At 56.9% G+C, this 24,030-nt stretch carries 25 protein-coding genes and 1 tRNA gene; 13 read left to right on the top strand and 13 right to left on the bottom strand.

Annotated features, from left to right (window positions below; all coding sequences use genetic code 11):
- The first annotated feature begins 9 nt into the window (after positions 1-9).
- A complete protein-coding gene (locus OHL19_RS14475; protein WP_263358433.1) occupies positions 10-1,587 on the top strand; it encodes an acyl-CoA mutase large subunit family protein in 1,578 nt (525 codons plus the stop codon).
- A 30-nt stretch (positions 1,588-1,617) separates the two neighbouring features.
- Here the strand turns inward: OHL19_RS14475 and OHL19_RS14470 are convergent, their stop codons facing one another.
- The 3 genes from OHL19_RS14470 to OHL19_RS14460 all read right to left on the bottom strand — a co-directional run bounded on the left by OHL19_RS14470 (position 1,618) and on the right by OHL19_RS14460 (position 2,766).
- Complete coding sequence (locus tag OHL19_RS14470) at positions 1,618-1,773, bottom strand: hypothetical protein (protein WP_263358432.1); 156 nt, start codon at positions 1,771-1,773, stop codon at positions 1,618-1,620.
- Between the two features lie 143 nt (positions 1,774-1,916).
- Entirely contained in the window at positions 1,917-2,543 is a 627-nt protein-coding gene (locus tag OHL19_RS14465; RefSeq protein ID WP_263358431.1) for a TMEM175 family protein, read from the bottom strand.
- A 25-nt stretch (positions 2,544-2,568) separates the two neighbouring features.
- On the bottom strand, positions 2,569-2,766 hold the full coding sequence (locus OHL19_RS14460) for a hypothetical protein (RefSeq protein WP_263358430.1): 198 nt from the start codon (positions 2,764-2,766) through the stop codon (positions 2,569-2,571).
- 159 nt (positions 2,767-2,925) lie between these two features.
- On the opposite strand from OHL19_RS14460, the gene gcvT reads away from it, so the two are divergent.
- The 5 genes from gcvT (at position 2,926) to gcvPB (ending at position 8,177) form a co-directional block, all read left to right on the top strand.
- On the top strand, positions 2,926-4,080 hold the full coding sequence (gcvT, locus tag OHL19_RS14455) for a glycine cleavage system aminomethyltransferase GcvT (protein ID WP_263358429.1): 1,155 nt from the start codon (positions 2,926-2,928) through the stop codon (positions 4,078-4,080).
- Between the two features lie 72 nt (positions 4,081-4,152).
- The gene (locus OHL19_RS14450) at positions 4,153-4,446 is read left to right on the top strand and encodes a muconolactone Delta-isomerase family protein (RefSeq protein ID WP_263358428.1); all 294 of its coding nucleotides are present in this window, start codon (positions 4,153-4,155) and stop codon (positions 4,444-4,446) included.
- Positions 4,447-4,635: 189 nt separating this feature from the next.
- Positions 4,636-5,025, top strand: a complete 390-nt coding sequence (gene gcvH, locus OHL19_RS14445; protein ID WP_263358427.1) for a glycine cleavage system protein GcvH — start codon at positions 4,636-4,638, stop codon at positions 5,023-5,025.
- A gap of 254 nt (positions 5,026-5,279) precedes the next feature.
- Positions 5,280-6,629, top strand: a complete 1,350-nt coding sequence (gcvPA, locus tag OHL19_RS14440; protein WP_263358426.1) for an aminomethyl-transferring glycine dehydrogenase subunit GcvPA — start codon at positions 5,280-5,282, stop codon at positions 6,627-6,629.
- Positions 6,630-6,647: 18 nt separating this feature from the next.
- A complete protein-coding gene (gene gcvPB / locus OHL19_RS14435; RefSeq protein ID WP_263358425.1) occupies positions 6,648-8,177 on the top strand; it encodes an aminomethyl-transferring glycine dehydrogenase subunit GcvPB in 1,530 nt (509 codons plus the stop codon).
- Positions 8,178-8,255: 78 nt separating this feature from the next.
- On the opposite strand, the gene OHL19_RS14430 is transcribed toward gcvPB, so the two are convergent.
- On the bottom strand, positions 8,256-8,501 hold the full coding sequence (locus OHL19_RS14430; protein ID WP_263358424.1) for a hypothetical protein: 246 nt from the start codon (positions 8,499-8,501) through the stop codon (positions 8,256-8,258).
- A 192-nt stretch (positions 8,502-8,693) separates the two neighbouring features.
- Positions 8,694-9,446: an SDR family oxidoreductase gene (locus OHL19_RS14425; RefSeq protein ID WP_263358423.1), complete on the bottom strand. Its 753-nt coding sequence runs from the start codon at positions 9,444-9,446 to the stop codon at positions 8,694-8,696.
- A 157-nt stretch (positions 9,447-9,603) separates the two neighbouring features.
- Here OHL19_RS14425 and OHL19_RS14420 point away from each other — a divergent pair, with 157 nt between their 5' ends.
- The gene (locus OHL19_RS14420; protein ID WP_263358422.1) at positions 9,604-9,993 is read left to right on the top strand and encodes a winged helix-turn-helix transcriptional regulator; all 390 of its coding nucleotides are present in this window, start codon (positions 9,604-9,606) and stop codon (positions 9,991-9,993) included.
- 126 nt (positions 9,994-10,119) lie between these two features.
- Positions 10,120-10,419, top strand: coding sequence for a hypothetical protein (locus OHL19_RS14415; protein WP_263358421.1), 300 nt, complete (start codon positions 10,120-10,122; stop codon positions 10,417-10,419).
- Here the strand turns inward: OHL19_RS14415 and OHL19_RS14410 are convergent.
- Positions 10,403-10,975, bottom strand: coding sequence for a DUF2911 domain-containing protein (locus OHL19_RS14410; RefSeq protein ID WP_263358420.1), 573 nt, complete (start codon positions 10,973-10,975; stop codon positions 10,403-10,405). The two genes, OHL19_RS14415 and OHL19_RS14410, sit on opposite strands and share 17 nt — an antisense overlap.
- A 71-nt stretch (positions 10,976-11,046) precedes the next feature.
- Between OHL19_RS14410 and OHL19_RS14405 the strand changes: the two genes are divergently transcribed.
- The 5 genes from OHL19_RS14405 (at position 11,047) to OHL19_RS14385 (ending at position 14,222) form a co-directional block, all read left to right on the top strand.
- Complete coding sequence (locus tag OHL19_RS14405) at positions 11,047-12,054, top strand: hypothetical protein (RefSeq protein ID WP_263358419.1); 1,008 nt, start codon at positions 11,047-11,049, stop codon at positions 12,052-12,054.
- A 47-nt stretch (positions 12,055-12,101) separates the two neighbouring features.
- Positions 12,102-12,178 (top strand) — tRNA-Arg (locus OHL19_RS14400).
- Positions 12,179-12,323: 145 nt separating this feature from the next.
- On the top strand, positions 12,324-13,175 hold the full coding sequence (locus OHL19_RS14395; RefSeq protein ID WP_263358418.1) for a hypothetical protein: 852 nt from the start codon (positions 12,324-12,326) through the stop codon (positions 13,173-13,175).
- Between the two features lie 116 nt (positions 13,176-13,291).
- On the top strand, positions 13,292-13,903 hold the full coding sequence (locus tag OHL19_RS14390; protein ID WP_263358417.1) for a hypothetical protein: 612 nt from the start codon (positions 13,292-13,294) through the stop codon (positions 13,901-13,903).
- A complete protein-coding gene (locus OHL19_RS14385) occupies positions 13,896-14,222 on the top strand; it encodes a winged helix-turn-helix domain-containing protein (RefSeq protein WP_263358416.1) in 327 nt (108 codons plus the stop codon). Before OHL19_RS14390 ends, OHL19_RS14385 begins: the two co-directional genes overlap by 8 nt.
- Positions 14,223-14,343: 121 nt before the next feature.
- Here OHL19_RS14385 and msrA read toward each other — a convergent pair whose 3' ends face one another.
- From msrA to trpD, 7 genes are all read right to left on the bottom strand, one after another.
- Positions 14,344-14,817, bottom strand: coding sequence for a peptide-methionine (S)-S-oxide reductase MsrA (msrA, locus tag OHL19_RS14380; RefSeq protein WP_263358415.1), 474 nt, complete (start codon positions 14,815-14,817; stop codon positions 14,344-14,346).
- Positions 14,818-14,912: 95 nt separating this feature from the next.
- The gene (locus OHL19_RS14375) at positions 14,913-17,609 is read right to left on the bottom strand and encodes a pseudouridine synthase (RefSeq protein WP_263358414.1); all 2,697 of its coding nucleotides are present in this window, start codon (positions 17,607-17,609) and stop codon (positions 14,913-14,915) included.
- Positions 17,606-18,751 carry an SMC-Scp complex subunit ScpB gene (scpB, locus tag OHL19_RS14370; protein ID WP_263358413.1) on the bottom strand — a complete coding sequence of 382 codons (1,146 nt, stop codon included), beginning with the start codon at positions 18,749-18,751 and terminating at the stop codon, positions 17,606-17,608. The genes OHL19_RS14375 and scpB overlap by 4 nt, the downstream gene beginning before the upstream one ends.
- A gap of 157 nt (positions 18,752-18,908) precedes the next feature.
- Positions 18,909-20,513: an inorganic phosphate transporter gene (locus OHL19_RS14365; RefSeq protein ID WP_263358412.1), complete on the bottom strand. Its 1,605-nt coding sequence runs from the start codon at positions 20,511-20,513 to the stop codon at positions 18,909-18,911.
- A 161-nt stretch (positions 20,514-20,674) separates the two neighbouring features.
- Positions 20,675-21,634 (bottom strand): segregation and condensation protein A, encoded by a 960-nt coding sequence (locus tag OHL19_RS14360; protein ID WP_263358411.1) that lies wholly within the window; start codon positions 21,632-21,634, stop codon positions 20,675-20,677.
- A gap of 12 nt (positions 21,635-21,646) precedes the next feature.
- Positions 21,647-22,696: a tryptophan--tRNA ligase gene (gene trpS, locus OHL19_RS14355; protein WP_263358410.1), complete on the bottom strand. Its 1,050-nt coding sequence runs from the start codon at positions 22,694-22,696 to the stop codon at positions 21,647-21,649.
- Positions 22,697-22,776: 80 nt separating this feature from the next.
- The gene (gene trpD, locus OHL19_RS14350; protein WP_263358409.1) at positions 22,777-23,832 is read right to left on the bottom strand and encodes an anthranilate phosphoribosyltransferase; all 1,056 of its coding nucleotides are present in this window, start codon (positions 23,830-23,832) and stop codon (positions 22,777-22,779) included.
- Between the last annotated feature and the right edge of the window lie 198 nt (positions 23,833-24,030).

The raw sequence follows: 24,030 nt of genomic DNA, 5'->3' as shown, positions 1-24,030 counted from the left end.
AGCTATCGCTTGCCTGAGGAACTAAAGCCGGTTTACACCACTGCTGATCGGAACGCCGGGGCTGCAGACAATTCGCTGCCCGGCGAGTATCCGTATACGCGCGGCATCCAACCGACGATGTATCGTGGCCGCCTTTGGACGATGCGCCAGTATGCAGGCATGGGCGATGCGGAGGAGTCGAACCGGCGATATCGATTCCTTCTCGCGCACGGCACCAGTGGCCTCAGCGTCGCATTTGATTTGCCGACGCAGACCGGCTATGACTCCGATTCTCCAATGGCGCTTGGCGAGGTAGGACGCACCGGCGTGGCCATTAGTTCGCTTGAAGATATGGAGCGGCTCTTCGCAGGCATCGCGCTCGATAAAGTTTCGACATCGATGACTATCAATGCCACGGCCAGCACGCTGCTGGCGATGTATGTGGCCGCTGCCCGCCGCGCCGGTGCGGATACACGCAAGTTATCCGGCACCGTGCAAAACGACATTCTGAAGGAATACATCGCACGCGGGACATACATCTATCCGGTGCTGCCAGCCATGCGCCTGACGACGAATCTCATTGCCTGGGCTGGCGAGGAAATCCCCGAGTGGAACACCATTTCAATCAGCGGATATCACATGCGCGAAGCCGGCTGTACGGCCGCGCAGGAGATCGCGTTTACACTCGCCAATGGGCGCGCCTATGTGGATGCCGCGCTGGCCGCGGGCCTGAGCATCGATAGCTTTGCTCCGCGGCTTAGCTTCTTCTTCAACGCGCATTCCAATCTCTTTGAAGAAGTCGCCAAGTTTCGCGCAGCGCGGCGCATCTGGGCCCGTTGGATGCGCGAGGAATACAAGGCTGCGAATCCCCGCTCGTGGACGCTTCGTTTTCATACGCAGACAGCAGGCTCAACATTGACCGCGCAGCAGCCGGAGAACAACATCGTTCGCACTACTCTGGAAGCGCTGGCAGCGGTGATGGGCGGTACGCAAAGCCTGCACACCAATGGATTTGACGAAGCACTGGCCTTGCCCACAGAAAACGCCGCACGCATTGCATTGCGCACGCAGCAGATTCTTGCTCATGAAAGCGGCGTGCCACAGGTCGCCGATCCTCTGGGTGGCTCGTATTACGTCGAAGCTCTGACCGATCAACTAGAGGCCGAGGCACAGGATTATTTTGCGCGCATCGATCAGTTGGGCGGAGAGCTGAGAGCTGTCGAATCCGGCTGGGTGCAGCAGCAGATACAGCAGGCAGCCTACGTCTGGCAGCGCAAGGTGGACTCAGGCGAGACGGTCATTGTAGGTGTAAACAAATTCGCCAGCGACCGCGGCGGAGACGAGCCAGAGATGCCTCTACAGCGCCTCGACGAGGACCTGGAACGTCGCCAGGTTGAGCGACTACGCGCCCTGAGAACACGGCGCGACCATGCCAGTTGGAAGCAGGCGCTTCAGCAACTGAAGGATGCCGCAATCGACTCCGGCGCAGAGAAAACAAACCTCATGCCGCACATCGTTCAGGCCGTCGAAGCACTGGCCACAGTGGGAGAGATTGCAGACACACTCCGCGCAGTCTTTGGCGAGTATCGCGAAACGATTACGGTCTGACAATACGGTCTGGCAAGCGAGTCAGGCGAGTTATGCAGTGTTCTTGCCGCTGCGCTGGATCGCCCAGACAAGCACACCGGCAAAGCCGAGGCCAACCAGCAGAAGTACGAATTCCGCGTTGCCATGTGCGCCGCCGAAGCGGTGTCCGCGTAAGAGAATAAAAGCCAAAGGGCTGAGAGTTGTCATCGGAGTCTCCTTCGCACTTCGCGCCTAGAACGGACATCAGGCAAGCGAATACACCTATTGAGACACGAATTGTCGCAGCAAAGTTGCGAAAAATCGAAGCCTTTGCACGCTATTTTCTCCCGTGCGCGTGACTGGCCACGCCGTCAGCCCAATCGCTTTCCCCAACGCGGAGCGATTGCGTAGTTCAATTGCACCAGCACGATCCACCCCATGCTCACGTAATTGTTGATGATGCAGAGCAATGCTCCGAAGGCATACAGGCTTTGCGAAATCAGTATGCGGCGGCAGATCGCTCCGCGTACTTCGTCGTCTGTATCTTCTTTGACCAATCCGTGATGCATGACATAGTTCCAGCTCCAATAAAGAATCACGCCCGGCACGAGAATATTGAGCCAATAGAACACCAGCGCAGCGCGATAGGTGATGAACTCCGCCAGCAGGCGTGTCGAGAGCGGCAGCATAGTCAGCGTGAAGAGAAACGCGAGGTGAATCCAGGTAAGATCGCGGCTGCCTTCGCGAATGTGGTTCAACTGCGTCTGCTGTCCAGCCCAGAAGATGCCAAGCGTGAGAAAGCTCATCACATACGCGGCTCCCTGCGGAGCAAGCTCCGTGAGCGCATGCAGCAGATCCATCTCGGAATGAATGCCTGCTGCTGCCGGAATATGGATGTCCAGTACCAGCAGGGTCATCGCAACCGCAAAGATGCCATCGCTGAGAGCGGCGAGCCGCTCCAGACTGCGTCCTTGAATCACGTTGTAAAGGGTAGCCATTCCCGTGAGCCTCCCGCAGGCAGAGTTACTTCAAGAGCGCATCGGATGGGTCAACTGTCTTTCGTTGCAGGCGCCAGCTTCCCAGCGCAATCAACAACAGGCCGGCAAACACCTCCAGCCACATGTGCCAATCCCGTAAATTTTTCTGGTAGAGATCATAGGCCTGGTAGAGGGCAAATAGTCCAACCAATATGGCAATCGAACCCCGAATCTTGTTCGTCATAAGTGCAATTCTCTTTCTGCATCAGTTTCGCAGCGGAGCAGGTTAAGTCCAGTTGATTTTTATGGCGGTTTGACCGCGCACGGCGGGAATCCCTATCTTCACATAAGGTACAGGATTTTGATCTGCGATCAAGCCCGTCCCCTACGAGGTCAATTACCGATGTCTACATCCGCTCCCACACCTGCCACTGAATCCACGCCACTCAAGCAGACCGCTCTCAATGCAACCCATCGCGCGCTCAAAGCCAAGATGGTCGATTTTGGCGGCTGGGATATGCCCGTCGAGTATTCCGGTTTGATGGCGGAGCATCTGGCGGTACGCACGGGTGTTGGCCTGTTCGACGTGAGCCACATGGGCGAAATTCAGTTTCGCGGACCCAACTCGCTCGCGGCAGTGCAGCGCATCACGATGAACGACGCATCGCGGCTCCAGGATGGGCAGGCCCAGTACTCCGCCCTGCTGACCCCCGAAGGCACATTCATCGACGACATCCTGGTTCACAAGCTGGGCGATAACGACTATCTGCTGGTAGTAAACGCAAGCACCAAGGACAAGGATTACGCCTGGATCCGCAAGCAGGTCGGCGCGATGCCCGGCGTACATATCAACGACTATTCGCCACACTACTCGCAGTTGGCCATTCAAGGACCACGCGCATTGGAGACGCTCCAGAAACTGACCAAGGTCGATCTGGGCGGGATCAAAAATTACTGGTTCACATGGGGTCAGGTCGCTGGCGTTTACAACGTGCTGATCGCACGTACCGGCTACTCCGGCGAGGACGGCTTCGAGGTCTACGTTCCCTCCGATGTTGCGACCACCGAGAAGGTCTGGAACGCAATTCTCGAAGCAGGAGCGGAGTTCGGCATTCTGCCCTGTGGATTGGGGGCGCGTAATACGCTGCGGCTGGAAGCAGGAATGCCGCTCTATGGGCATGAGATTACCGACGAAACAACCGTCCTCGAAACCGGCCTGGACCGCTGGCTCAAGCTGGAGAAGGATTCCGATTTCCTCGGACGTGAAACACTGCTCGCCCTCAAAGAAAAAGGCGGCCCTGCAAAGAAACTGATCGGCCTGGAAATGGTTGACCGGGGCATCGCTCGCGATGGCTATTCTGTGCTTAATGAAGCTGGCGAGCAGATCGGTATTGTAACGAGCGGATCGCCTGCACCATTTCTGAAGACCAACATTGCCTACGCATACGTTCCGTCTGCAATTGCGGAAAGCAAAGAAGACGTCTTTGTGCAGGTGCGCGCCAATAAAGTACGTGCGAAGCAGGTTCCTACACCGTTCTACAAGCGGCCTAAGAAGTAAAGCATTAGCCCAGGCATCGAGGCCCTTGCGTCGGAGCGTCGCGTCGGGGCTCTCACTCGATACAATATCCTCATGCAATTTCTTTCGTTAAGCCGTCGCCTTGTCGATAAGTTTCCACCCGAAGCCTTTACGCCCGAACTGGGCCGCCTTGAGACTGCCCGGGTGCGGGAACTATACGCAGCCGGGATTCTGCGCCAGGTCTGGAAGCGTGCCGACGTTCCCGGCGCCAGCATTCTCTGGGAGGCGGCATCCGAGACGGACGTCCGTGCAGCCCTTGAGAGTCTGCCTATCTTCCGGGCCGGCATGTTGGAGATTGTGGCGCTGATACCGCTGGAGCCGTATCCTGGCTTCGGACCTGCTGTTTAATCCAAACGCAACACCACGTCTGCAGATTTTGCCCCGATCCAGCCTGTTTTTTCAGGCCGTTTTCCGTGTGGGCGTGGAAGGTCTTACACTAAAGAGTCCGCTGGATTTCCGCACTGTTTTCGAGATCCCCGCAGTCCAACCCGTGATCTGAAGAACCGGGTCGATATTCGATCCACGAAAGGAAGCTCCATGCCCTATCCCACTAACTACAAGTACACCAAAGAGCATGAATGGATTGACGTTAGCGGCAATACCGGCTCCATCGGTATTACCGACTACGCGCAAAACACGCTGGGCGATATCGTCTTCGTAGAACTGCCCAAGGTCGGCGACCCGGTCAAGGCCCACACCACCTTTGGCTCGGTCGAGAGCGTAAAGGCAGTCAGCGATCTCTATTCGCCGGTGAGTGGAACAGTTACGGCGATCAACGAAGAACTGAACTCTTCACCCGACAAGGTGAACGAGGATGCTCATACCGCGTGGATCATCAAGGTTGAGCTCTCCGATCCTACAGAGCTGTCCGGTTTGCTGGATGCAGCCGCATACGAAAAGTTCATTTCAGAAGAAACTGGCCACTAGAGCATTTCTCCTACAGGTATATTCTGAGCAGCGGCTGATTGTGTGGCTTTTCATCAAGAAAAGCCACACTTCGCGAACCCCGGCTGGTGCATTGCAATAGGAGAAATGCTCTAGAAAGCCGCCTTTAGCCTCTGGCAACAGCTTTTTGCTAAGGCTGAAGCGGGCTTTCTGGAGCCGAGTCTTGGACTCAATCCGCAACAAGCAGGAAATGAGGCTTTTAGCTAAACGCTAAAGGTCAGGAGTTGGAACTAAACATGCGTTATTTGCCTAAATCCCCCGCTGAGCGTGTTGAAATGCTCGGCCAGATCGGCGCCCAGTCGATCAATGATCTGTTTACGGTGATTCCTGCGGAGTACCGTCTGGAGCGCGACCTCAACGTGCCGCGCCAGTTCGCAGAGAGCGAAATCATCGATTATTTCCGCAAGGCCGGTTCGCAGAATGCCGTCGGCTACGCCAGCTTTCTCGGCGCGGGCTGCTACCGGCACTACAAGCCTGTGGTGATCGATTCGCTGGTGCAGCGCGGTGAGTTTCTGACCAGCTACACGCCTTATCAGGCTGAGATCACGCAGGGCACCTTGCAGGCTATCTTCGAGTTTCAGACGATGATCTGCGAGTTGACCGGCATGGACGTGGCCAACGCCAGCATGTATGACGGATCGACCGGTGCCGCGGAAGCGGTAATGATGGCCTCCCGCATCACTGGCCGTTCAAACTCCGTGGTTGCCGCAACCGTGCATCCCGAATATCGCGAAGTGATGGCGACCTATGCGCAACATCAGGGTCTGCCAACGTCTCTGGTCGGCTACGACGCCGTAACAGGCCGCGTAGACCTCGAAGCGCTGGATGCAGCAATTACTTCAGAGACAGCCTGCGTGCTGGTGCAATCACCCAACTTCTTTGGCGTTATCGAAGACATTCCAGCCATTGCCGATCTGGCTCATGCCAAGGGCGCTTTGCTGATCGTGTCGATTGCCGAGGCTATCTCGCTCGGCGTCGTAAAGCCCCCTGTCGAAGCAGATATCGTTTCGATGGAAGCGCAGTCGTTTGGCGTGGCGCTCAGCTACGGCGGCCCATTCTGCGGCGTGATTGCGACCAAGGAAAATTATCTGCGCCAGATGCCGGGCCGTCTTGCCGGAGAGACGAAAGACGCCGACGGCAATCGCGGATTTGTGCTGACACTCTCCACCCGCGAGCAGCATATTCGCCGTGAAAAGGCCACATCCAACATCTGCACCAACCAGGCGCTGGTAGCCCTGATGGCGACGATTTTCCTCACCGTGTACGGCAAGGAAGGCATTCGCGAGCTGGCGACCCACAACCTGGCCAAGACCGATTTTGCAGCCAAAACACTCTCCGCCCATATCGGGGCGAAGTTGCTGTTCCCAGGCAGCCCGCGTTTCCACGAGTTCATCCTGCAAACGACTGAAACGCCGACGGCTTTGAATGCGCGTCTGCTGGATCAGAAGATTGTCGGCGGACTCGACCTGGCCAGGTGGTATCCCGAACTGGGCAATGCCACGCTATGGTGCGCTACCGAGCTCAACACACGCGAACAGATTGAAGCCGCTGCTGGAGTTCTGACCAGCGCAGCCGTCACGGTTTAGGAACAGAGGCATAGGAACATGGCAACCGATATCGCAGTAAAATCTGCCGCAACACCGCGCGTTACGACCGGCAAGGTCCGCGCACATCAGACACAAAACGAAGGCCTGATCTTCGAGAAGTCCTCGCCAGGCAAGCGGGCTTACAAGATGCCTCCTCTCGACGTGCCGGAGGTTGACCCCGCGGTATTGCTGGGCAATCTGCATCGCGAAAGCACAGGCAATCTACCCGAGCTGAGTGAGATCGAGATCATTCGCCACTTTACGCGGCTCTCAACATGGAACTATGCCATCGACCTCGGCATGTATCCGCTCGGCTCCTGCACGATGAAGTACAACCCGCGCGTGAACGAGCTGGTTGCCCGCATTGAGGGTCTCGCCGAAGCGCATCCCTATCAGCCGGAATCGCTGGCGCAGGGTTCGCTTGAGATCGTTTCTCTGCTGGAGCAATGCCTGATTGAGATCACCGGCATGGACTCCATCACCATGCAGCCCGCCGCTGGAGCGCATGGGGAATTCACCGGAATTCTGCTGGTTCGCGCCTATCACGAGTCCAGGGGCAATGCTCGCCGCAAGGTGCTCATCCCTGACTCCGCGCATGGAACTAACCCGGCAACCGCTGCAATCTGCGGCTACGAAGTGCAGAACATCAAGTCAAATGCGCTGGGCGGAATCGACATCGAAGAGTTGGAGCGCATCGTCGATGAAAACACTGCTGCGCTGATGCTCACCAATCCCTCGACCATCGGCGTCTTCGAGAGCGAGATTCACAAGATCGCTGACATCCTCCATGCCAAGGGCGCACTGCTCTACATGGATGGCGCAAACATGAACGCCCTGGTCGGCAAGGCTCGTCCCGGCGACTTTGGCGTGGACGTGATGCACCTCAACCTGCACAAAACCTTCTCCACGCCTCATGGCGGCGGTGGTCCCGGATCTGGCCCGGTAGCGTGCAAGGCGATTCTTGAGCCATTCCTGCCGACGCCTGTGCTGGCTCGCAAAGGTGACGGCAAACTGGGCTGGAACTTCGATCGTCCGCAGTCCGTGGGACGCGTACGCGCCTTCTACGGCAACTACGGCATGTTCATCCGTGCGTTGGCTTACATCATGGCCAATGGTCCGGATGGCCTGCGCCAGACAACCGAAGATGCCGTGCTCAACGCCAACTACATCCGCTCCGGGCTGCAGGGCTTATACGAACTGCCGTACACCACCGCGTCGATGCACGAGGTAGTCTTCAGCGATAAGCGGCAGGCAGCCAAGGGCATTCGCACCGGAGACATCGCCAAGCGCCTGATCGACTATGGCTTCCATCCGTACACGGTTTCCTTCCCCATGATCGTTTCCGGTGCTCTGATGATCGAGCCCACCGAGAGCGAATCCAAAGAAGAGCTCGATCTGTTCATCAACGCCATGCGGGCCATTGCCGCTGAGGTCGATAGCAATCCTGAGCTGGTGAAGAATGCCCCGCATTCGACCCGGGTTTCTCGTCTGGATGAAGTAACAGCAGCGAGAAAGCCCATACTGCGCTGGAAGCCTTCAAACATCTAGCCCATCTAATCAGTCTAACTATCGATTGCAACAAAACCAGCGGGTGCGAATTCTGAGAATTCGCACCCGCTTCTATCTTCAGCCGGGATGCTGTTCGTCAACTTTTATATACCCGCGTCGGATAGCTGGCGTCCGATTGATGAACGCATTCAAATGGCTACCCTTCAGCGCCAGTTGCTTCATCTGTTCAATGTTTGCGCCCCCGGCGGATTCATAGTTATAGAGATATCGTCCACCGCGTGCGTACTCGATCAGAATCCAGTCGTTGCCAATCTCGAACGCCCGCACACCAGATGTGCCGCTGAAATTTCTGTATCGCTGCATCCCTACCTCGATCGCATGGCCTGCACGAAAATCATAGGCCAGCAGCAATCAAAAGGACAGGCAGGAAAGCTAGAGCGAGAAAACCGCCCCCAAAAAAAATGCTCCACCCCCGGCACGAATACCTTGACGGGTACCGGGTAAATTGGAGCACCTTCAGTTTGAAAGACGCATCGCTTCAGTGATCTCTCTGAATCAATGATTAATCTGCGCAAAGGTAGCTATCTGCTTCTCACTAACGCCGCCAGCATATAGAAACTTAGCCCCTGCCACCTTCAGCTCATCCTCATCGGAAGCCAACTCTTCCATCGCCGCGTTGATAAACGCTGGCAACGGCATCGGGCTCATCCCCTCATGCGCAGCTCGCTCCGGATGCGATGCATCCAGGTCTGTGCCTACCCACGGCGGGGCCAGTTCCACAACGCGCACAGATGTGTCCTTGAGTTGCAGACGCAAGCTCATGCTGAACGAGTGCACAAACGCCTTCGTAGCGGAGTAAACCGGATAGCGCGCCATCGGCACAAACGCCAGCCCCGACGATATATTCACGATTGTCGCCGAAGCCTTCGTCCTGAGATGCGGCAGAAAAGCCGCTGCCATACGCAGTACGCCGCTGATATTGGTGCTGATCTCTTCCTGTGCGGCGGCATCGTCGTAGCCTGCGGCGAAGTCGATCACGCGCTGCACTCCCGCGTTGTTGATCACCACATTCAGGTCAGGATATTGGCTCGTGAGCTTCGCCGCGGCTGCCTGGATGCTTCCGGCATTGGACGTGTCGAGGACAGCGTATTCCATGCCCGGATTGGCCTTGGCTGTCTCCTGCAATACCGATTCGCGCCGCCCCGCGATGATGATCTTGTTGCCTTGCTTTTGAAGCGCTTCAGCCAGCCCTCGGCCAATGCCGGAACCGCCACCCGTAATCAGAATCGTGTTGCCTTGAATATTCATTGCCGTTTCCTTTCGTGCGTTGGTTCAGGTATTGATTCGTGTGTTGATAGATCGCTTTCACTCCCGCGCCCGGGGTCGATTTTCATATTAGAACCAACGCTCTCTTTTTGTAAGTAGGCACCTTTTTGATCTATACTTACCAAGAGGAGAGTAAACCTTGGCTACGCAGCAATTGCCCGACCTGACATGGAAACCCGACCCGAAAATCGAGGCGCTCGTCGGCGAAATCATTGGCCGCGTTGCCGACAAGTGGACGATGCTCGTGCTCGATACCCTTGCCGAGCGCGGGGAACTGCGTTTCACTCGAATCTCGGACCTGATCCCCGAAGTGAGCCAGAAGATGTTGACCAAGACGCTTCGCCAGATGGAGCGCGACGGATTGCTCATTCGGACGATCCACCCAGTCATCCCGCCAAAAGTTGAATACAGGCTGACTCCGATCGGGCTCAGTCTCGGAGAAGCATTCTGCGGAGTATGGATCTGGGTGGAAAAGCACTATGAGCAAGTGGTGAAGGCGCGAGAGAGCTTTGATCACGGAAAGCTTTAATTGCCGGGCTTTAACCATCAGGGATCTGCAAAGACCGTTGCAGGTTGAAGCGAAGCAGCGCCCTGAAGTATCCAACATAAGCAGCGCCAACAGACGCAGAGTAAGGATGAGGAGCAGAAAGACCGGATGAATATCTTTGACGAAAAACACAACGAACTGGAGCACTACGAATTCATGATGGGCGCCGAGCGCGGACGGCTGGCTGTAGCCCTAGACCTGCTGACCGACTCGCTCATTCTCACCGGGCAGCACGGTGTTTATTGCGTTTCCAACCGCAACCCTTCAAAACCTCGTCTGGACCTGCAAGCGGTCCTGGCAGGTATCGAGGGTGCAAAGGAACTGATCCAGTCGGTAATGAAAAACCTGGAGCTGCGCCGGGAGCAGGACGCCCACGCGGCGCAGCCCGGCATTACTTCTGGGCAGTAATCTGGACGGATGCGTCCACGCCAGCCCATTTGAGGTGCAGCTCTGTCGTCTGCCCTACAGTCTTTTCAAAATCGATGACGAACGTCTCAACCGGCATGGAGTTCGATCCCGTCTCCATAGCCACGCGGCCAAGATCCTGAGACTTGTCATAGACCGTTCCCCATTGACCCGTCTGCTTGTTCACCACCAGCTTCCAACCATCCTGCGAAGGAAGGCTGTAGAGCGTATAAGTGCCCGTAGGAAGGGTCAGACCGCCAATCTGCAGGGTTCCGGTCGTCTTGAGCGTGGTGGCCGCGTTGGCGCCAGTACGCCAGACTTCACCGTAGGGCACCAGACCGCCGAAGACGGTACGGCCATGTGCGGAAGGCGCACTGTAATCAACCGTAATGGTCGCGTTAGGCAGGATCACGTCAGCCTTCGCCGGCTGGCTTACATACTTGGGCTTGGGCGCATCGGTGCTGCCCTGCGCAGGAGCAGTCTGAGCAAAAGCGGTATGGAACGAGCCAACTGCAATGACAACGAGACAACAGAATGTGGGAATCGATGGCAAACGCATAGAACACCTCAGGCCAGAGTGTAGCAAAGCAAGATAACCCGGGGTTAATTCCGATACAATCCCCGCATACCATGGGAACTGACGGCCTCACCCAGACACAAACCCCTGCCCTTCCCACTGGATCGAACAGTTCGGGAAGCCGCCCCTGGTTAGCTCTGGCGCTTACGTTTTTCTTTCTCGGCATCGGCTACGCTCTGCCATTCCCGCTGGCGCCCGCCTCGCCACCCGGCCTCTGGCATGGTTCAATCGCTCCTGAAGTCCTAAACCTCTATTCGCTGACAGTCTTCGCCGGTTGGGCCCATTTCTTTTATGCATGGAGAGGGCAATTCCGAGGCACAGCACGCCTGCCCAAATCCCGGCATTACGGTTTCTGGATCTCTGTTGTAATTTCATTTGGCATTCTCGCCTCCGTTCGCTCGCTGCTTGGGGTTGCTCTCTTCAGCGCATTGGTCTGGATCTGGTTTATTGCTCACTTCGTCAAAGCCGAGCTTTTTTTCGCAGGCTCGCAGGCCAAAGCCCGCTTCCGTGAGAAACGCTTTGCTTCGTGGCAACCAGTGGCGGCTTTTGCATGGCTTACTCTCGTCCTTTTCAATGTTGCGGGTATTCAAAGCCGCCATTGGCTTCTCTTTCTTGGCTGCGTAGCTCTCGGACTGGCAACACTGCTCACGGGTGGCTGGCAACAACTCGCGCAAGGAACTTCATTCCTCCCGATGTTGGCATTGTTCTTCGATGGCGAAGCCTTCGTCTGGGGGACCTACGGCAAATACATGCACCCGGCCTTTCAGGTCGGCGTTTATGTCTTCCATGTCGCAGGGGCAAGCTTCTTCCACTACCTTGGCAGTTATTCTTATGGCAATGGATACAGGCGTACCGACCGCTGGTTGCAAATTGGCTGGATAGTCACGATGAACGTGGTATTCCTCTGCGTCGGCTATGCCGTGGCATGGCTGCCCAGCTTAGGTTGGCTCACGCCGGTAATAGGTCTGGAATGGTTCACTTTCTGGGTAGCCGCACATCTTGCAGCCAGCGACCTGCTTCCCATCTGGAAGCATCGCGCCCCTGCCCCAGCATCGCATTGACGACTGTTGCGAATTTCCACCTAAAATGGAGTATTCTTACAAAGAGCGCACCCGTAGCTCAGCTGGATAGAGCGAACGCCTCCGAAGCGTTAGGTCGCAAGTTCGAATCTTGCCGGGTGCACCATATTTTGCTTCCCTTCCCGTTTAGCCCCATACAAGTTCCGCTTGGTCCGATTGACATACAACCCGCCCATTGACGCTGCGATACTTGGGCTTGCGCTCCGGAAGCTGGCTTTTGCCTGCGAATCCGGAAGAAGTGAAGGATTTCCATGCATTTAACAATTCCAGAGATTCTCTGGGCACTGGTTCTGGCCGGGCACCTCATGCTTCTGATCATTCTCATGGGGCGGGACCGCATCCGCAGCTTCCCCTGGTTTACGGCTGCGATTGCAGTCTCCACGACCCGCCTGCTGGCCGACCACCTGCTGCATGGCAAGATCACGACTCTCGCCTTTTACTGGCAGAGCTACTCCTCTATGGCAGTCGACGCCATCATCGGCGTCCTCGTCCTGGTGGAGCTGACGCGACGCGTATTTTCCAGCGGAAAAGCCGGCTTGCTGCTAAAGCCAAAGGGCTGGCTGGGATGGACGCTCATCACCTTTGTGATTTCAATCGCAGCAGTGTGGGCATGGGGACCGTGGCCTAGCTGGAAGGCGCTCAATGCCGACCCGCAGCAACTTCCGCTACTGCTCGTTGTCCTGACCGCGCTCAAAGGACAGCTCTTTCTGGCGCTCCTGACTGTTCAGGTCGCCATCCTGATGCGCCTCTTCGGCCCTCGCTTCGGGTTTGGATGGAAGAGTCACGCCCAGCAGATTGCCCTCGGCCTCTCCACCAACGCGCTCGGGCTACTTGTCGTACAAGGAATCACGGACACCATCAAGCGCAACGTACATCTCACCACCCGAGAGCAGTACGAACACGTCGTTCGTCTGGTGACCAATATCGACAATGCGCATTTCGCCCTGTGGTTTATCGTGCTGCTCTGGCTGATCGTATGGATGTGGCGCGATGAGCCCGGTCCCTCTTCGACCGCAATGACGCCCATTCCCGTCGAAGAACTGCCGGGAGAACCATTGATCCCATTGACGCTGGAAGGCACCGAGCCCGGGATCGCCACCTAATCAAAAGCTGTAAAAGCAATCAAAATCTTTTCTTGACTACTATTACTCTATAAAATAGAGTACTCCTTATCGGGGAACGCTCTGCCAATCAAACGAGCCTTCCGAAGGAGATTCAAATGAACGAGAAGATGGAAGATCTGGAATTGAAAAGCAGGCTCAACCTCATTGAGGCCATGATCGCAGAAGGCCGCCAGACAACCGAAAGCTGGGGATGGACCTTCGTCCTGTGGGGAATAGCCTATTACGTCGCCATTGCCTGGTCTGCCTTGGGTCAAAGTAATCTGGCGTGGCCGGTGACGATGATCGGCACAAGCATCCTGACGGCGGTTATTGCCTCACTCAAAGGCCGACGCGAACCAGAGACAACCATTGGGAGAGCGATCAGCGCCATTTGGATCGGAGTCGGAGTTTCTCTCTTCACCTTCTGCCTGTGCGCGAGTATCGCCAGGCGGATCGATGTCCAAACCTTCATCGCAGTCGTGACAGCCATGCTCGGCGCGGCCAACGCCATCTCCAGCATCATTCTCAAATGGAAAGCCCAATTTGCCTGCGCCCTGATCTGGTGGACAGCATCCGCGCTCTCCTGCTTTGGTACCGTCAAACAGAGTTCGATCCTTGGCCTGGTAGCAATCTTCCTCGGCCAGATTGTTTTCGGGAGCTACATGATGATCTCTGAAGCTCGCGAGCGAAGGGCCAATCAAAGAAAATCCGGTGCAGCCCATGCCTGAGTCCGTACCGGAGTCCGCTACCGATCTACCCGAACTGAACCCGATCGTCCACGGAAAGCTGCGACTCGCCCTGCTGAGCCTGCTCTCGACAGTAGAAGAAGCGGAATTTATCTGGCTGCGCGCAAAGACAGGCTCAACCGATGGCAATCTCGGAGCGCAGTTGCTGAAGCTGGAAGAGGCTGGCTATGTAGCAATGGAGAAGAAATTCGTCCTGCGCAAACCGCAGACTCTCTATCGCATGACAGCGTCGGGCCGCACAGCTTTAACCGACTATGTTCAGGCTCTGAAACGACTGCTCGGCGCTGCAATCAACACTTAGCCAGGGTAGCTCAAAAGAAGGTCTTACAAGCAATAGTCCCCTCAAAATCAACCCCGCTTCAAGCGCGTCCCCGTCCTGACGCAGTTGAAAGCGGGGCCGATAGATGTCATTTTCTAACGGTTTAGATGTGGCAACTGGCCAGACCGCGCTTTTCCAGGTAGCGCTGGTGATATTCCTCGGCACGCCAGAACGTTTGAGCGGGCTCTATCCGAGTCACCATTTTTCGCGGTGTGAATTTGCCCTCAGCCGTAAGCTCGGCAATCTTGACTTCTGCTGCGGCCTTCTGCTCAGCGGAGTGATAGAAGATAGCGGAACGATATTGCGTGCCCCAGTCCGGCCCCTGGCGATTAAGCTGGGTCGGATCGTGAAGAGCAAAGAAGTTATCCAGAATGGTGCGATAACTCACCCTATCCGGGTCAAAGTCCAGCTCCACTACCTCAGCATGCCCGGTAGCGTCCGTACACACGTCTTTGTATGTAGGCCCCTGCGTCTTGCCGCCTTCGTAACCGACTGCCGTCGCTGTAACCCCGGGAATATTCGCAAATGCAACTTCTACGCCCCAAAAACAACCCGCTCCAAACGTTGCTTTCTCCATGATGACCCTCTGGTTTCTTTAGATGGTCAGGCGCAGGTTCGGTCGCAAGGCGCCCGGAAGCCTTTCGCTACAAACTCCCGGACGCCAGCCGTTATTTAGTCTTCGCTTTTGGGCTTCGGCTTTGGACGGCCCTTGTTCTTGCCCGTAAAGGAGTCGCGAGCGCGAACCTTCACACGGGGCTGTCCGTCTGGCCCCAACTTGCCCGAGGGCTTGCTGTTGCTTCCACCGGGAGCAGGCTTCGGGCTATCGAACTTCCGTGCGCCAAAGCTCTTGCCCGCGCCGAATTTTCCCGGGCCGCTCGGTCTCTTATCGCCGCCAAAGCTTCTCGGCTCCCGTGGACGGAACTCCCGAGGCGCTTCACCTCCATCGAAAGAGGACCGCCGTGCCGGAGGCCCATCCGATCGGGGAGTAAATCTCGAAGGACGTGAATCCGAACCAGAATAAGAAGAACCAGTCCGCGAAGAGCCGCTGCGTGACGAACCAGGACGGGAAGAACCGCCGCCCGCCCCGGATGCACTTCTGCCAAACGAAGGACGTCCGCCCGCAGAAGGTCCATCCGTACGAGGCCGGAACGGCCTGCTACCGCTCGATGAAGGACCATCTCCCCGCCCCTGGAAAGGCTTCGGGCGGAATGGCGGTCTGGACTCTCCCGAAGGACGATCTGTCCGCGGACGAAATGGCCTTTCGCCAGTTTGTGCGCCTTCTGTGCGAGGACGGAACGGTCTGTCTCCCGAAGGAGGACGCGACCCGGTCGGACGAGCGCCAGCAGGACGGAACGGTTTGCCACCGCCTGCAAATCCCTCGCCACGATCACCGCGCGGCTGGAAGGGCTTGCCAAAAGGCTTCCCTCCCGGAGACGGACGCGAAGAACGTGCCTCACGAGGGCGCTCAGTCACAGGTTCGATCCCGATACGGCTTGGCTTGCGCGGCTCGCTCGGGGTGAAATCCGCTTCGTCCGATGGCGCAGGACGGAACGATGACGGCCGTTCTGCACGGGTTTCGTCGGTGCGAGCACGGCTGGGCCTGTCGCGATCAAAGCTAGGCCTTCCGCCGCCTGAACCCGGCCGGGAGCCATCCGCTCCAAAACGCTTTTGTGGGCCACCAGCAGAAAATCCGGGCTTGCCGCCTGTGCGGAAGCCTGGTTTGTAATCCGGATTGAAAGCACCCTTGCCACCGAGACTCGGCTCATCAAAATCATCAGGAATCGCCTTGCGTGGCACCACAAAATCAGTAACCGGCGGTTCGAACTCGCGAGGCTTGCCCTTGAATCCACCCTTGCCGCCGCCCGGCTTTTTGAAGCCCGGCTTATCGAACGCAGGCTTGCCATAAGCTGGCTTGTCAAAGCTCGGCCTCGGTGAACCGGACTTCACAAAGCTGGGCCGCACTGGATTCGGCGCAGCATGATCCGCTCTGTCCAGAGTGGGTCTGTTCGCCGTGGGACGAGCTTGCCTGGGGTTCTCAACAGGAGGCCTGTCTTTGAGTGGAATTCCGTAATTCGGCTTTTCGTATCCTGGCCTGCCGTCGGCCTTTTTAAAGCGCACTGTCCTGCCTGCTTCCCGTGATAATTGTGCGGGAGCAGGACCACGCCTGCGCCGGTTTTTAAGTTTTCCAGCCGCCGTCAAACGAAGTTGCTCTACCTCTTCCGGCTCCAACTCGCGTAGCTTTCCCGGCTCAAGATCGAGGACCAGCGGACCATAACCGACGCGGCGAATCTTCTCCACGTGGTGGCCGATCTCTTCAAACATCTTGCGCAATTCGCGGTTGCGGCCCTCAATGATGATCACTTCGTACCAGGGGTTATCGCCCTGGCGAACCTGACGAATCTGCGCCGGAGCCGTCCGGACACGCCCCGAACCTGTGCCAGGACGCCCTTTCTCGATGACCACGCCTGCGCGCAAAACATCGAGCATATCTTCCGTCGGCTGCCCGGCGACTTTCACCAGATAGGTCTTTTCTACTCCCGACGACGCCTTGGTAAGCTTGTTGGCCAGATCGCCATCGTTAGTCACCAGCAACAAGCCTTCGCTGAGGTAATCCAGGCGGCCGACCGGATAAAGGCGCTCATTTTCGCGCTCAAAAAACTGCATTACCGTGGGGCGGCCTTCGGGATCGCTCACCGTGGTCACATACCCCTTGGGCTTGTTCAATACAAAGTAACGGATGCGCTCCGGCCCCTGCAGCAGCTTGCCATCCACGCGGACATGGTCACGCGCCGGATCAGCCTTGGTGCCCAGCTCCATCACGACTTTGCCGTTGATCTGCACCTGCCCACCCAGGATCAGTTCCTCCGCCTTGCGACGCGATGAAATTCCGGCGCGGGCCAGAATCTTCTGCAAACGCTCCAGCTTTGGCTCCGGACCAGCGGGGATCTCTTCCTCTGCATCTGGCTCTGCAACGATTGCCTTCTTCGCAGCGGCCTTCTTTCCCACAAACTTCTTGATTGCCTTGACGACAGGCTCAGTCTTGATGACGGGCTCGGCCTCGATGACCGGCTCAGTCTCGGTCACAGCTTCTGCTGCAACTTCCTCTGTTGCAATTTCCTCTGCAGCTTCTTCCGCAGGCAGTTCTGGAACTGCGGCCTTCTTGGTCGCAACTTTCTTAGCCGCTTTCTTCTTCGCTTCCGGCTCCGGAGTAATTACTTCCTCGGCTACCAGATTCTTCGCAGCAGTTTTTTTCGTGGCTGTCTTTTTGGCAGCCGACTTTTCTACTGCGGACTCTTTCGCCGCTTTCGCTTTCTTGGCTTTCGGTTTAGGTTCTTCGGTTACATCAGTTTCAATAGGATCGGACTTCATGGTTCTGCCTCAATTTCTTCGGCGTCCTGTCTCTCGACGGGCGCATGTGCTTCCGCTGCCTCCTGGGAGGGCTCTGCGGTAGGAGTGGATGTTTCTGTAGCTTCCGGTTCATGTCTCACCGGATCAGAGGTTTCGCTTTCTTCTTTCCCAGATTCCTGCCCGGATTCCCGACCGGACTCATGATCAGATTCCGGCGCGTCTTCCGATGATTCCGCTTCGGCAAAAAGATTGCCGGATTCGGCCGATAAATCCGTGTCGTCCGTCTCGCTCAGCTCAATCGCCGCCATCTTCTCGAACTCTTCCATCGAAGGCAATTCGGCGACATCCTTGAGTCCAAAGCGGAGCAAAAATTCCTTGGTGGTCTTGTACAGCATCGGGCGGCCGACAACCTGCTTGCGGCCAGCCGTGGAGATAAGTTTGCGGCTGATCAGGGAGCCAAGCACGCCAGCAGAGTCCACGCCGCGAATTTCACCTACCTCAGGCGCAGTAATGGGCTGCTTGTACGCAATGACGGCAAGGGTCTCCAACGCTGGCAGCGAGAGCTTGAGCGGCGGCTTAAGGCTCTTAACAAAGGCGCGAACCGCGTCGTGGCACTCCGGCTTAGTAGCCATGCGATAGCCCCCGGCTATTTCGCGAATCTCAATGCCGCGTGGAGCACTGGCATACTCCGCCAGCAGTTCGTCAAGCAAACCGCGTAGGATCTCGCGAATCTCGCGATCGCGTAACCGGGCGAGGCGCTTGGCCTCTAGCTCCGGATCCACAACAACTGCGGCAGCGGCTTCGGACAGAGTTTCACTCGACGCAGCCGAATCGACTAAATCGCCCAAATCGACCTGATCTGGCGCGACCGTTAAATCTGACGAGACTAACGAGGCAGCCGAATCTGAGACCTCCAGCGAACCCATCGAGACAGCGGCCTCTTCAGTCACCGTTGCAGGTTCAGCAGCAGATTCGATCACCGCGTCCAACTCAGCAGGCGGACCCAGATCGAGTTGCGCTTCGGCATTCTCCTCGGCGCGCTGGGCAGCAAGTTCTGCCTTCCATTCGAGCGCTTCGTCGGCAAACAAAACGGCCATCTGCGCGAGGGTTATGGGCTCCTCGGCAGCGTAGATTACGGCTTCAAGCTTGGCTTTCAGACTCATCTTTTTAAATAGGCACCTTAGGTATCGTACCGGAAGCTGGGAATCCTTGCGGAATTTAGCCACAAATAGAAAGGGCGCCCAGATTCTGGACGCCCTTTGGATGGTTGATTAAGACTCGATTATGGTTAGCTGACGGTCCAATTCCCCTCAAATTGCCTTAGGAGAACATCCGGAAGATCCAAAATAGGCCACCCGAGAGCAATGCCGCCGCCGGGAGAGTGCAAACCCAGGCCATAGCAATGCTGCGCAGAGTAGACCACTGGAGGCCGCTGCCGTTCGCAACCATCGTACCGGCGATACCCGAGCTGAGCACATGCGTCGTGCTCACCGGCAGGCCAAAGTTGTCGGCGGCAATGATGGTTCCCATTGCGATCAGTTCGGCCGTGGCGCCCTGTGCATAAGTCAGGTGCTCCTTGCCGATCTTTTCGCCAACGGTAACCACAATCCGCTTCCAGCCCACCATCGTGCCCATACCGAGCGCGAGCGCTACGGCAATTTTTACCCAGAGCGGAATGAACTTCGTCGAGCGATCCAGGCTCTTCTGATAGTTGCCCAGGATCTTGTCTTCGTCATCGCTGAAGGCCGGGGTATGGCTCTTGTGAATCATGGTCAGCGCCGCGCTGGCCACGTACATATCGTTACGGACGTTCTGTTGATCCCGCGCCGGAACCGCCTTCAGTTCCTTGTAAAGACCAACTTCGTGGCTGATGTCCTGCACCAGTTCGCGCAGGGCGACCATGGTGTTAGGCGTGAACTTCTTGGTGCTGATGAACTGAGTCACATCGGCGCGTGGATCGCCCATGAGCGCGTTCTTGTCCACATGGTTGTCGAGCACTTTGGTCGCCTGATCAGATACAGCGACGAAGGTGACAACATCCTTGGGGCCAATCGTGTGATTCAGTGCGTAAGCGGTAGGAACCGTTCCGATGAGGATGAGCATGATCAAGCCCATGCCCTTCTGGCCATCGTTCGAACCATGTCCAAAGCTGACACCGGTGCAGGTGAGAACCAACAATGCGCGAATCAGGAATGGCGGCGGCTCGTCTCCTGTGGGGGCAGTGAAGAGCGCCGGATACTTGATCAGCTTCTTGGTGATCAACATCAGCAGGAACGCGAGGCCGAAACCAACCAGCGGCGAGATGAGAAGTACGCGGAAGACCTTGATTACCTGGTCCCAATCGACGCCAGCAGTTCCGCTGTGCGCGCTCATCAACTGATTGGCTACGCCTACGCCAATGATGGAACCAACCATGGTATGCGAACTGGAAGCCGGCAGTCCAAGCCACCAGGTGCTGAGGTTCCACAAAATGGCTGCGATCAACAACGCAAAGACCATGGCGAAACCAGCGCCCGAGCTGACCTGCAGAATGAGTTCAACTGGCAGCAGCGAAACAACCGCGAAAGCCACCGCTCCACTCGACGTAAGCACGCCAATCAAATTCCACATGCCGGACCAGACCACGGCCACATGCGGTTCGAGTGAGTGTGTATAGATCACAGTTGCAACTGCGTTTGCTGTGTCGTGAAATCCGTTAACAAATTCAAAGCCGAGTGCAATCAACAGCGCAACCGCAAGCAGGACATAAGGCCAGACGCTGACCACTGCTACATGTCCTACATCGCTAGCGATATTGAAACCGCAATAGCCCAAACCGCCAAGAATCACGGCTGCGAAGATAATTCCACCCAGAAGCCCTGGGCCTTTTTTCATTTTCTTATCCAGAAGCGACGTGCCTGCATCTGGTGTAGCTATCGTAGCCATGCAAAATCCCCCCAAAGTGCAACATTCGGAAGCTAACAGGGCAACGATTGCCAGAATGTGAATTCAAAGGAGGCATTTTTATGAATATTTAATGAATAGGGGATAATTGCACAGTTTAGAGTGCAACTATTCCCGATTAGGAACAATCTCAGCAGAGTTATCTATCGCCAATCATCGTGCGCACGGCTGGCAAGCTCGTTTACGACGTTTTCAAACTCGGTATTCTTCTTGATAAAGATGTCAGAGAAAAGCTGGTCCTGGTTGAGCAGAATGGCCTGCAGGCGCACCAGCTCCAGCAGCGCCAGAAACATCGCCACAAGCGCCCGATGAGAACGGCTGTTCCCCAGCAGGCGGCGCAGCGATACGGGCCTGTCTTCCATCGTCAGACGTCGGCCTAGGAACTGAATCATCTGGCCCACCGTGACGGAATCCTCTTCGACATTGAGCACAGGCCGGGTGCGGACGCGCTCTAGTATGTCTCTGAAAATACGCACCAGATCGACCGTGTCTGCGGCAATTTCAGGCTCGGCAGCGGCATCTTCGCGAAACTCGCGCATACCCGGATTGGTCCACGAAGCAGCTTCCAGCATTTGTTTCTGCTGCAGCATCTGCGCAGCGTTCTTGAAGCGCTCATGCTCCAGCAGCCGCTCCACCAGCTCGCGGCGAGGATCGTCGGCATGGGGATCGTCCGGCCCGGCAGGCGCGCGCGGCAGCAGCATCTTGCTCTTGATATGGATGAGCAGCGAAGCCATATAAATAAACTCGCCCGCAACATCCACATCCGTGGATTTGAGTTTTTCGACATACCCCAGAAACTGCGCCGTGATACGCGCAATCGGAATGTCATATATATCGATGTCCTGCTTGCGGATCAGGTCCAGCAGCAAGTCCATCGGGCCGTCATAGACCTTGCCCACGGTAACCGAGAACGGAAACGCCTGCGGATCTTCCGGCTGGGCTTTCTGCTTCGACGCATGCTTTTCATCTGGTGGATTGAACGGATCAAACTTGGCCTGGGCAACAGGCTTGGGCGTCAGGACAAGCACCGGCGTGGCTTTTGTCTCGTCGGAAGTAACTTTCGGGTTGGCGGGTTGTTCGGTCAATTCAATTTCTTCTTCCATTGCAATCTGGCCCTAGCCGATAGGCATCTGCATTGCATCATCCACTTCCCGCATGGTCTCCGCGGCGCGACGTCGAGCTCGAATAGAGCCTTCCTCGATGATCTCGATGGCTTGACTGGCAGTGAACCGAGCACGCCGCTCCTGAATTGGAGCAAGTATCTGCACTAACGAGTCGGCTGCCCAGCCTTTGCATTGAATACAGCCGATCCCCGCCGTCCGGCAGCCCTCGTAAACCTCGAGCAATTTGTCGGACGAGGAAAATACCTTGTGCAAATCCCCGACAGGGCACTTATCCGGATCGCCAGGATCGGTGCGGCGAACTCTTGCCGGATCGGTGACCATCGTCTTCAGTTTCTGACGAACCTCGGCCTCGGAGTCCGTGAGTTGAATCGTATTCCCGTAGCTCTTGGACATCTTGCGTCCATCTGTCCCAGGCAGCTTGGGCGAAGGCGTCAACAACACCTTCGGCTCCGGCAACACAGTCTCCAGGATTCGAGCATCTCCGGATTGGCCGGGAGCATGATCTCCGAGTGGCTTCGGATAGAAAAAATTAAACCGCCGGGCGATCTCCCGCGTCAGTTCCACATGAACAACCTGATCCTGGCCTACCGGGACAAACTCCGGCTGGTAGAGAAGAATATCCGCTGCCTGCAAGAGCGGATAGCCAAGGAATCCGTACGTCGTCAGATCCTTCCCTGTCAGGTTTTCCTGCTGTTCCTTGTACGTGGGCACGCGTTCCAGCCAACTGAGAGGCGTAATCATGCTGAAAAGCAGGAACAGCTTGCCATGTTCCGGCACTTTGCTCTGCAGAAAGAGGACACATTTCTCCGGATCAAGCCCAGCGCCGAGCCAGTCGAGTGCAACCTCTTCGATATTCGTCTTTACCTTGGAGGTATCGGCGTAATCCGTCGTCAGCGCATGCCAGTCTGCGATGAAAAAGTAGCACTCGTAGTCATCCTGGAGCTTGACCCAGTTGGCCAGTGCGCCCATGTAGTTGCCGAGGTGGAGCTTGCCGGTGGGGCGCATCCCACTCAGGACGCGCGGACGTGCATTAGAGGCCATTGCTGTATCGATTCCAGTACTGCGATCTCGGAGACGTGTCTCTCCCGTATTGTACCGGGAGCCTGTGGGAGATTCGAAACTCAGGAACGGCTCCCGTATTTCGCTCCGAATCCGCGTAGTTTCTGCAAAGTAACCGCCGCCATTCCAGAATCGATAGCCTCCGCACCCTGGGCCACGCCCTCCTTCAGATCATTGGCGAGCCCGGCTGCAACCAGCGCGGCAGCCGCATTCAGCAGCACAATCTCCCGCTTCGGCCCGGGAATGCCGGTGATGATGTCGTAAAGAATGCTGGCGTTCTCATCCGCATCGCCGCCCGACAACTCAGCCAGCGTCGCAAGTTCAACCCCCGCCATATCGGGAGTTATACGCGCTGCCTTGATGGATGGCTCCGCCGCCGGCTCAACGCGGACAACAATCGACTCGCCCGTCAGAGTAAGCTCGTCCAACCCGTCCAGCCCGTGAACCACGAAGGCCCGCCTCGTCGTCTGGAGTTCCAGCAATGTCCGCGCCATAAGCAATGCCCGGCTCGGCGCCAGCACTCCGATTACCTGCGCACGCGCCCTCGCCGGATTGGTCAGCGGCCCGCAAAGATTGAAGATCGTGCGAAAACCCAGCGCGCGCCGCAGCGGAGCCACCGCTTTCATCGCCGGATGCAGCATTGGAGCAAAGAGAAAGACAAATCCTGTTTCGCGCAGACACTCCGCGGCCAGATCGGGCGGCAGTGTAATCGGAACGCCAAGCGATTCCAGCACGTCCGCCGACCCACAGCGCGATGTCACAGCGCGATTGCCGTGTTTGGCCACCAGCGCTCCGGCTGCGGCCGCTACCAATGCCGCGCCGGTCGAAATATTGAAAGTTGCTGGCCCCCCGCCACCCGTGCCGCAGGTATCCACAAGCAGATCGCGCTCTTCGTCCGTGAGCGGAATCGGAGTCGCACGCTCTCGCATCTCCTCCACAAACCCGGCCAGTTCCGGAGCCAGTTCGCCACGTGTCGCGAGCGCCGTCAGCATGGCTGTGGTTTCGACATCCGAGACATCCCCGTCGAGAATCTCCACAAGCGCAGCACGCGCCTGCTCTTTTGTAAGGGCAGCGCCATCCTCAGTGAGGGGCTTAAGCAATTCTTTCAGTATTCCCAAAACGATGAACCTCTTCCCTTTATCGTAACGGGTCGCGGCAGAACGGCGGGCAACAGGAAAATCATGGAATGACGGCTCGTTTCATACTGTGCCGATCCCGTTTGCCGCATCTTTGCTGCGTTCGGTACTATTTGAGTGCCGCAGAAGCACCCACACGATCCTCATCCAATCAAAGACAGACGGACGAGAGTACGGGAA

Origin of the sequence: Acidicapsa ligni, from assembly GCF_025685655.1 — a bacterium.
Taxonomy (GTDB): Bacteria; Acidobacteriota; Terriglobia; order Terriglobales; family Acidobacteriaceae; genus Acidicapsa; species Acidicapsa ligni.
This window is presented reverse-complemented; position numbering and strand designations above follow the sequence as displayed.

Coding starts and splice junctions, on each gene's coding strand:
- OHL19_RS14470 (WP_263358432.1), bottom strand. CDS start 1,773: ATGACAACTCTCAGCCCTTTGGCTTTTATTCTCTTACGCGGACACCGC.
- OHL19_RS14465 (WP_263358431.1), bottom strand. CDS start 2,543: ATGGCTACCCTTTACAACGTGATTCAAGGACGCAGTCTGGAGCGGCTC.
- OHL19_RS14460 (WP_263358430.1), bottom strand. CDS start 2,766: ATGACGAACAAGATTCGGGGTTCGATTGCCATATTGGTTGGACTATTT.
- gcvT (WP_263358429.1), top strand. CDS start 2,926: ATGTCTACATCCGCTCCCACACCTGCCACTGAATCCACGCCACTCAAG.
- OHL19_RS14450 (WP_263358428.1), top strand. CDS start 4,153: ATGCAATTTCTTTCGTTAAGCCGTCGCCTTGTCGATAAGTTTCCACCC.
- gcvH (WP_263358427.1), top strand. CDS start 4,636: ATGCCCTATCCCACTAACTACAAGTACACCAAAGAGCATGAATGGATT.
- gcvPA (WP_263358426.1), top strand. CDS start 5,280: ATGCGTTATTTGCCTAAATCCCCCGCTGAGCGTGTTGAAATGCTCGGC.
- gcvPB (WP_263358425.1), top strand. CDS start 6,648: ATGGCAACCGATATCGCAGTAAAATCTGCCGCAACACCGCGCGTTACG.
- OHL19_RS14430 (WP_263358424.1), bottom strand. CDS start 8,501: ATGCAGCGATACAGAAATTTCAGCGGCACATCTGGTGTGCGGGCGTTC.
- OHL19_RS14425 (WP_263358423.1), bottom strand. CDS start 9,446: ATGAATATTCAAGGCAACACGATTCTGATTACGGGTGGCGGTTCCGGC.
- OHL19_RS14415 (WP_263358421.1), top strand. CDS start 10,120: ATGAATATCTTTGACGAAAAACACAACGAACTGGAGCACTACGAATTC.
- OHL19_RS14410 (WP_263358420.1), bottom strand. CDS start 10,975: ATGCGTTTGCCATCGATTCCCACATTCTGTTGTCTCGTTGTCATTGCA.
- OHL19_RS14405 (WP_263358419.1), top strand. CDS start 11,047: ATGGGAACTGACGGCCTCACCCAGACACAAACCCCTGCCCTTCCCACT.
- OHL19_RS14395 (WP_263358418.1), top strand. CDS start 12,324: ATGCATTTAACAATTCCAGAGATTCTCTGGGCACTGGTTCTGGCCGGG.
- OHL19_RS14390 (WP_263358417.1), top strand. CDS start 13,292: ATGAACGAGAAGATGGAAGATCTGGAATTGAAAAGCAGGCTCAACCTC.
- OHL19_RS14385 (WP_263358416.1), top strand. CDS start 13,896: ATGCCTGAGTCCGTACCGGAGTCCGCTACCGATCTACCCGAACTGAAC.
- msrA (WP_263358415.1), bottom strand. CDS start 14,817: ATGGAGAAAGCAACGTTTGGAGCGGGTTGTTTTTGGGGCGTAGAAGTT.
- OHL19_RS14375 (WP_263358414.1), bottom strand. CDS start 17,609: ATGAAGTCCGATCCTATTGAAACTGATGTAACCGAAGAACCTAAACCG.
- scpB (WP_263358413.1), bottom strand. CDS start 18,751: ATGAGTCTGAAAGCCAAGCTTGAAGCCGTAATCTACGCTGCCGAGGAG.
- OHL19_RS14365 (WP_263358412.1), bottom strand. CDS start 20,513: ATGGCTACGATAGCTACACCAGATGCAGGCACGTCGCTTCTGGATAAG.
- OHL19_RS14360 (WP_263358411.1), bottom strand. CDS start 21,634: ATGGAAGAAGAAATTGAATTGACCGAACAACCCGCCAACCCGAAAGTT.
- trpS (WP_263358410.1), bottom strand. CDS start 22,696: ATGGCCTCTAATGCACGTCCGCGCGTCCTGAGTGGGATGCGCCCCACC.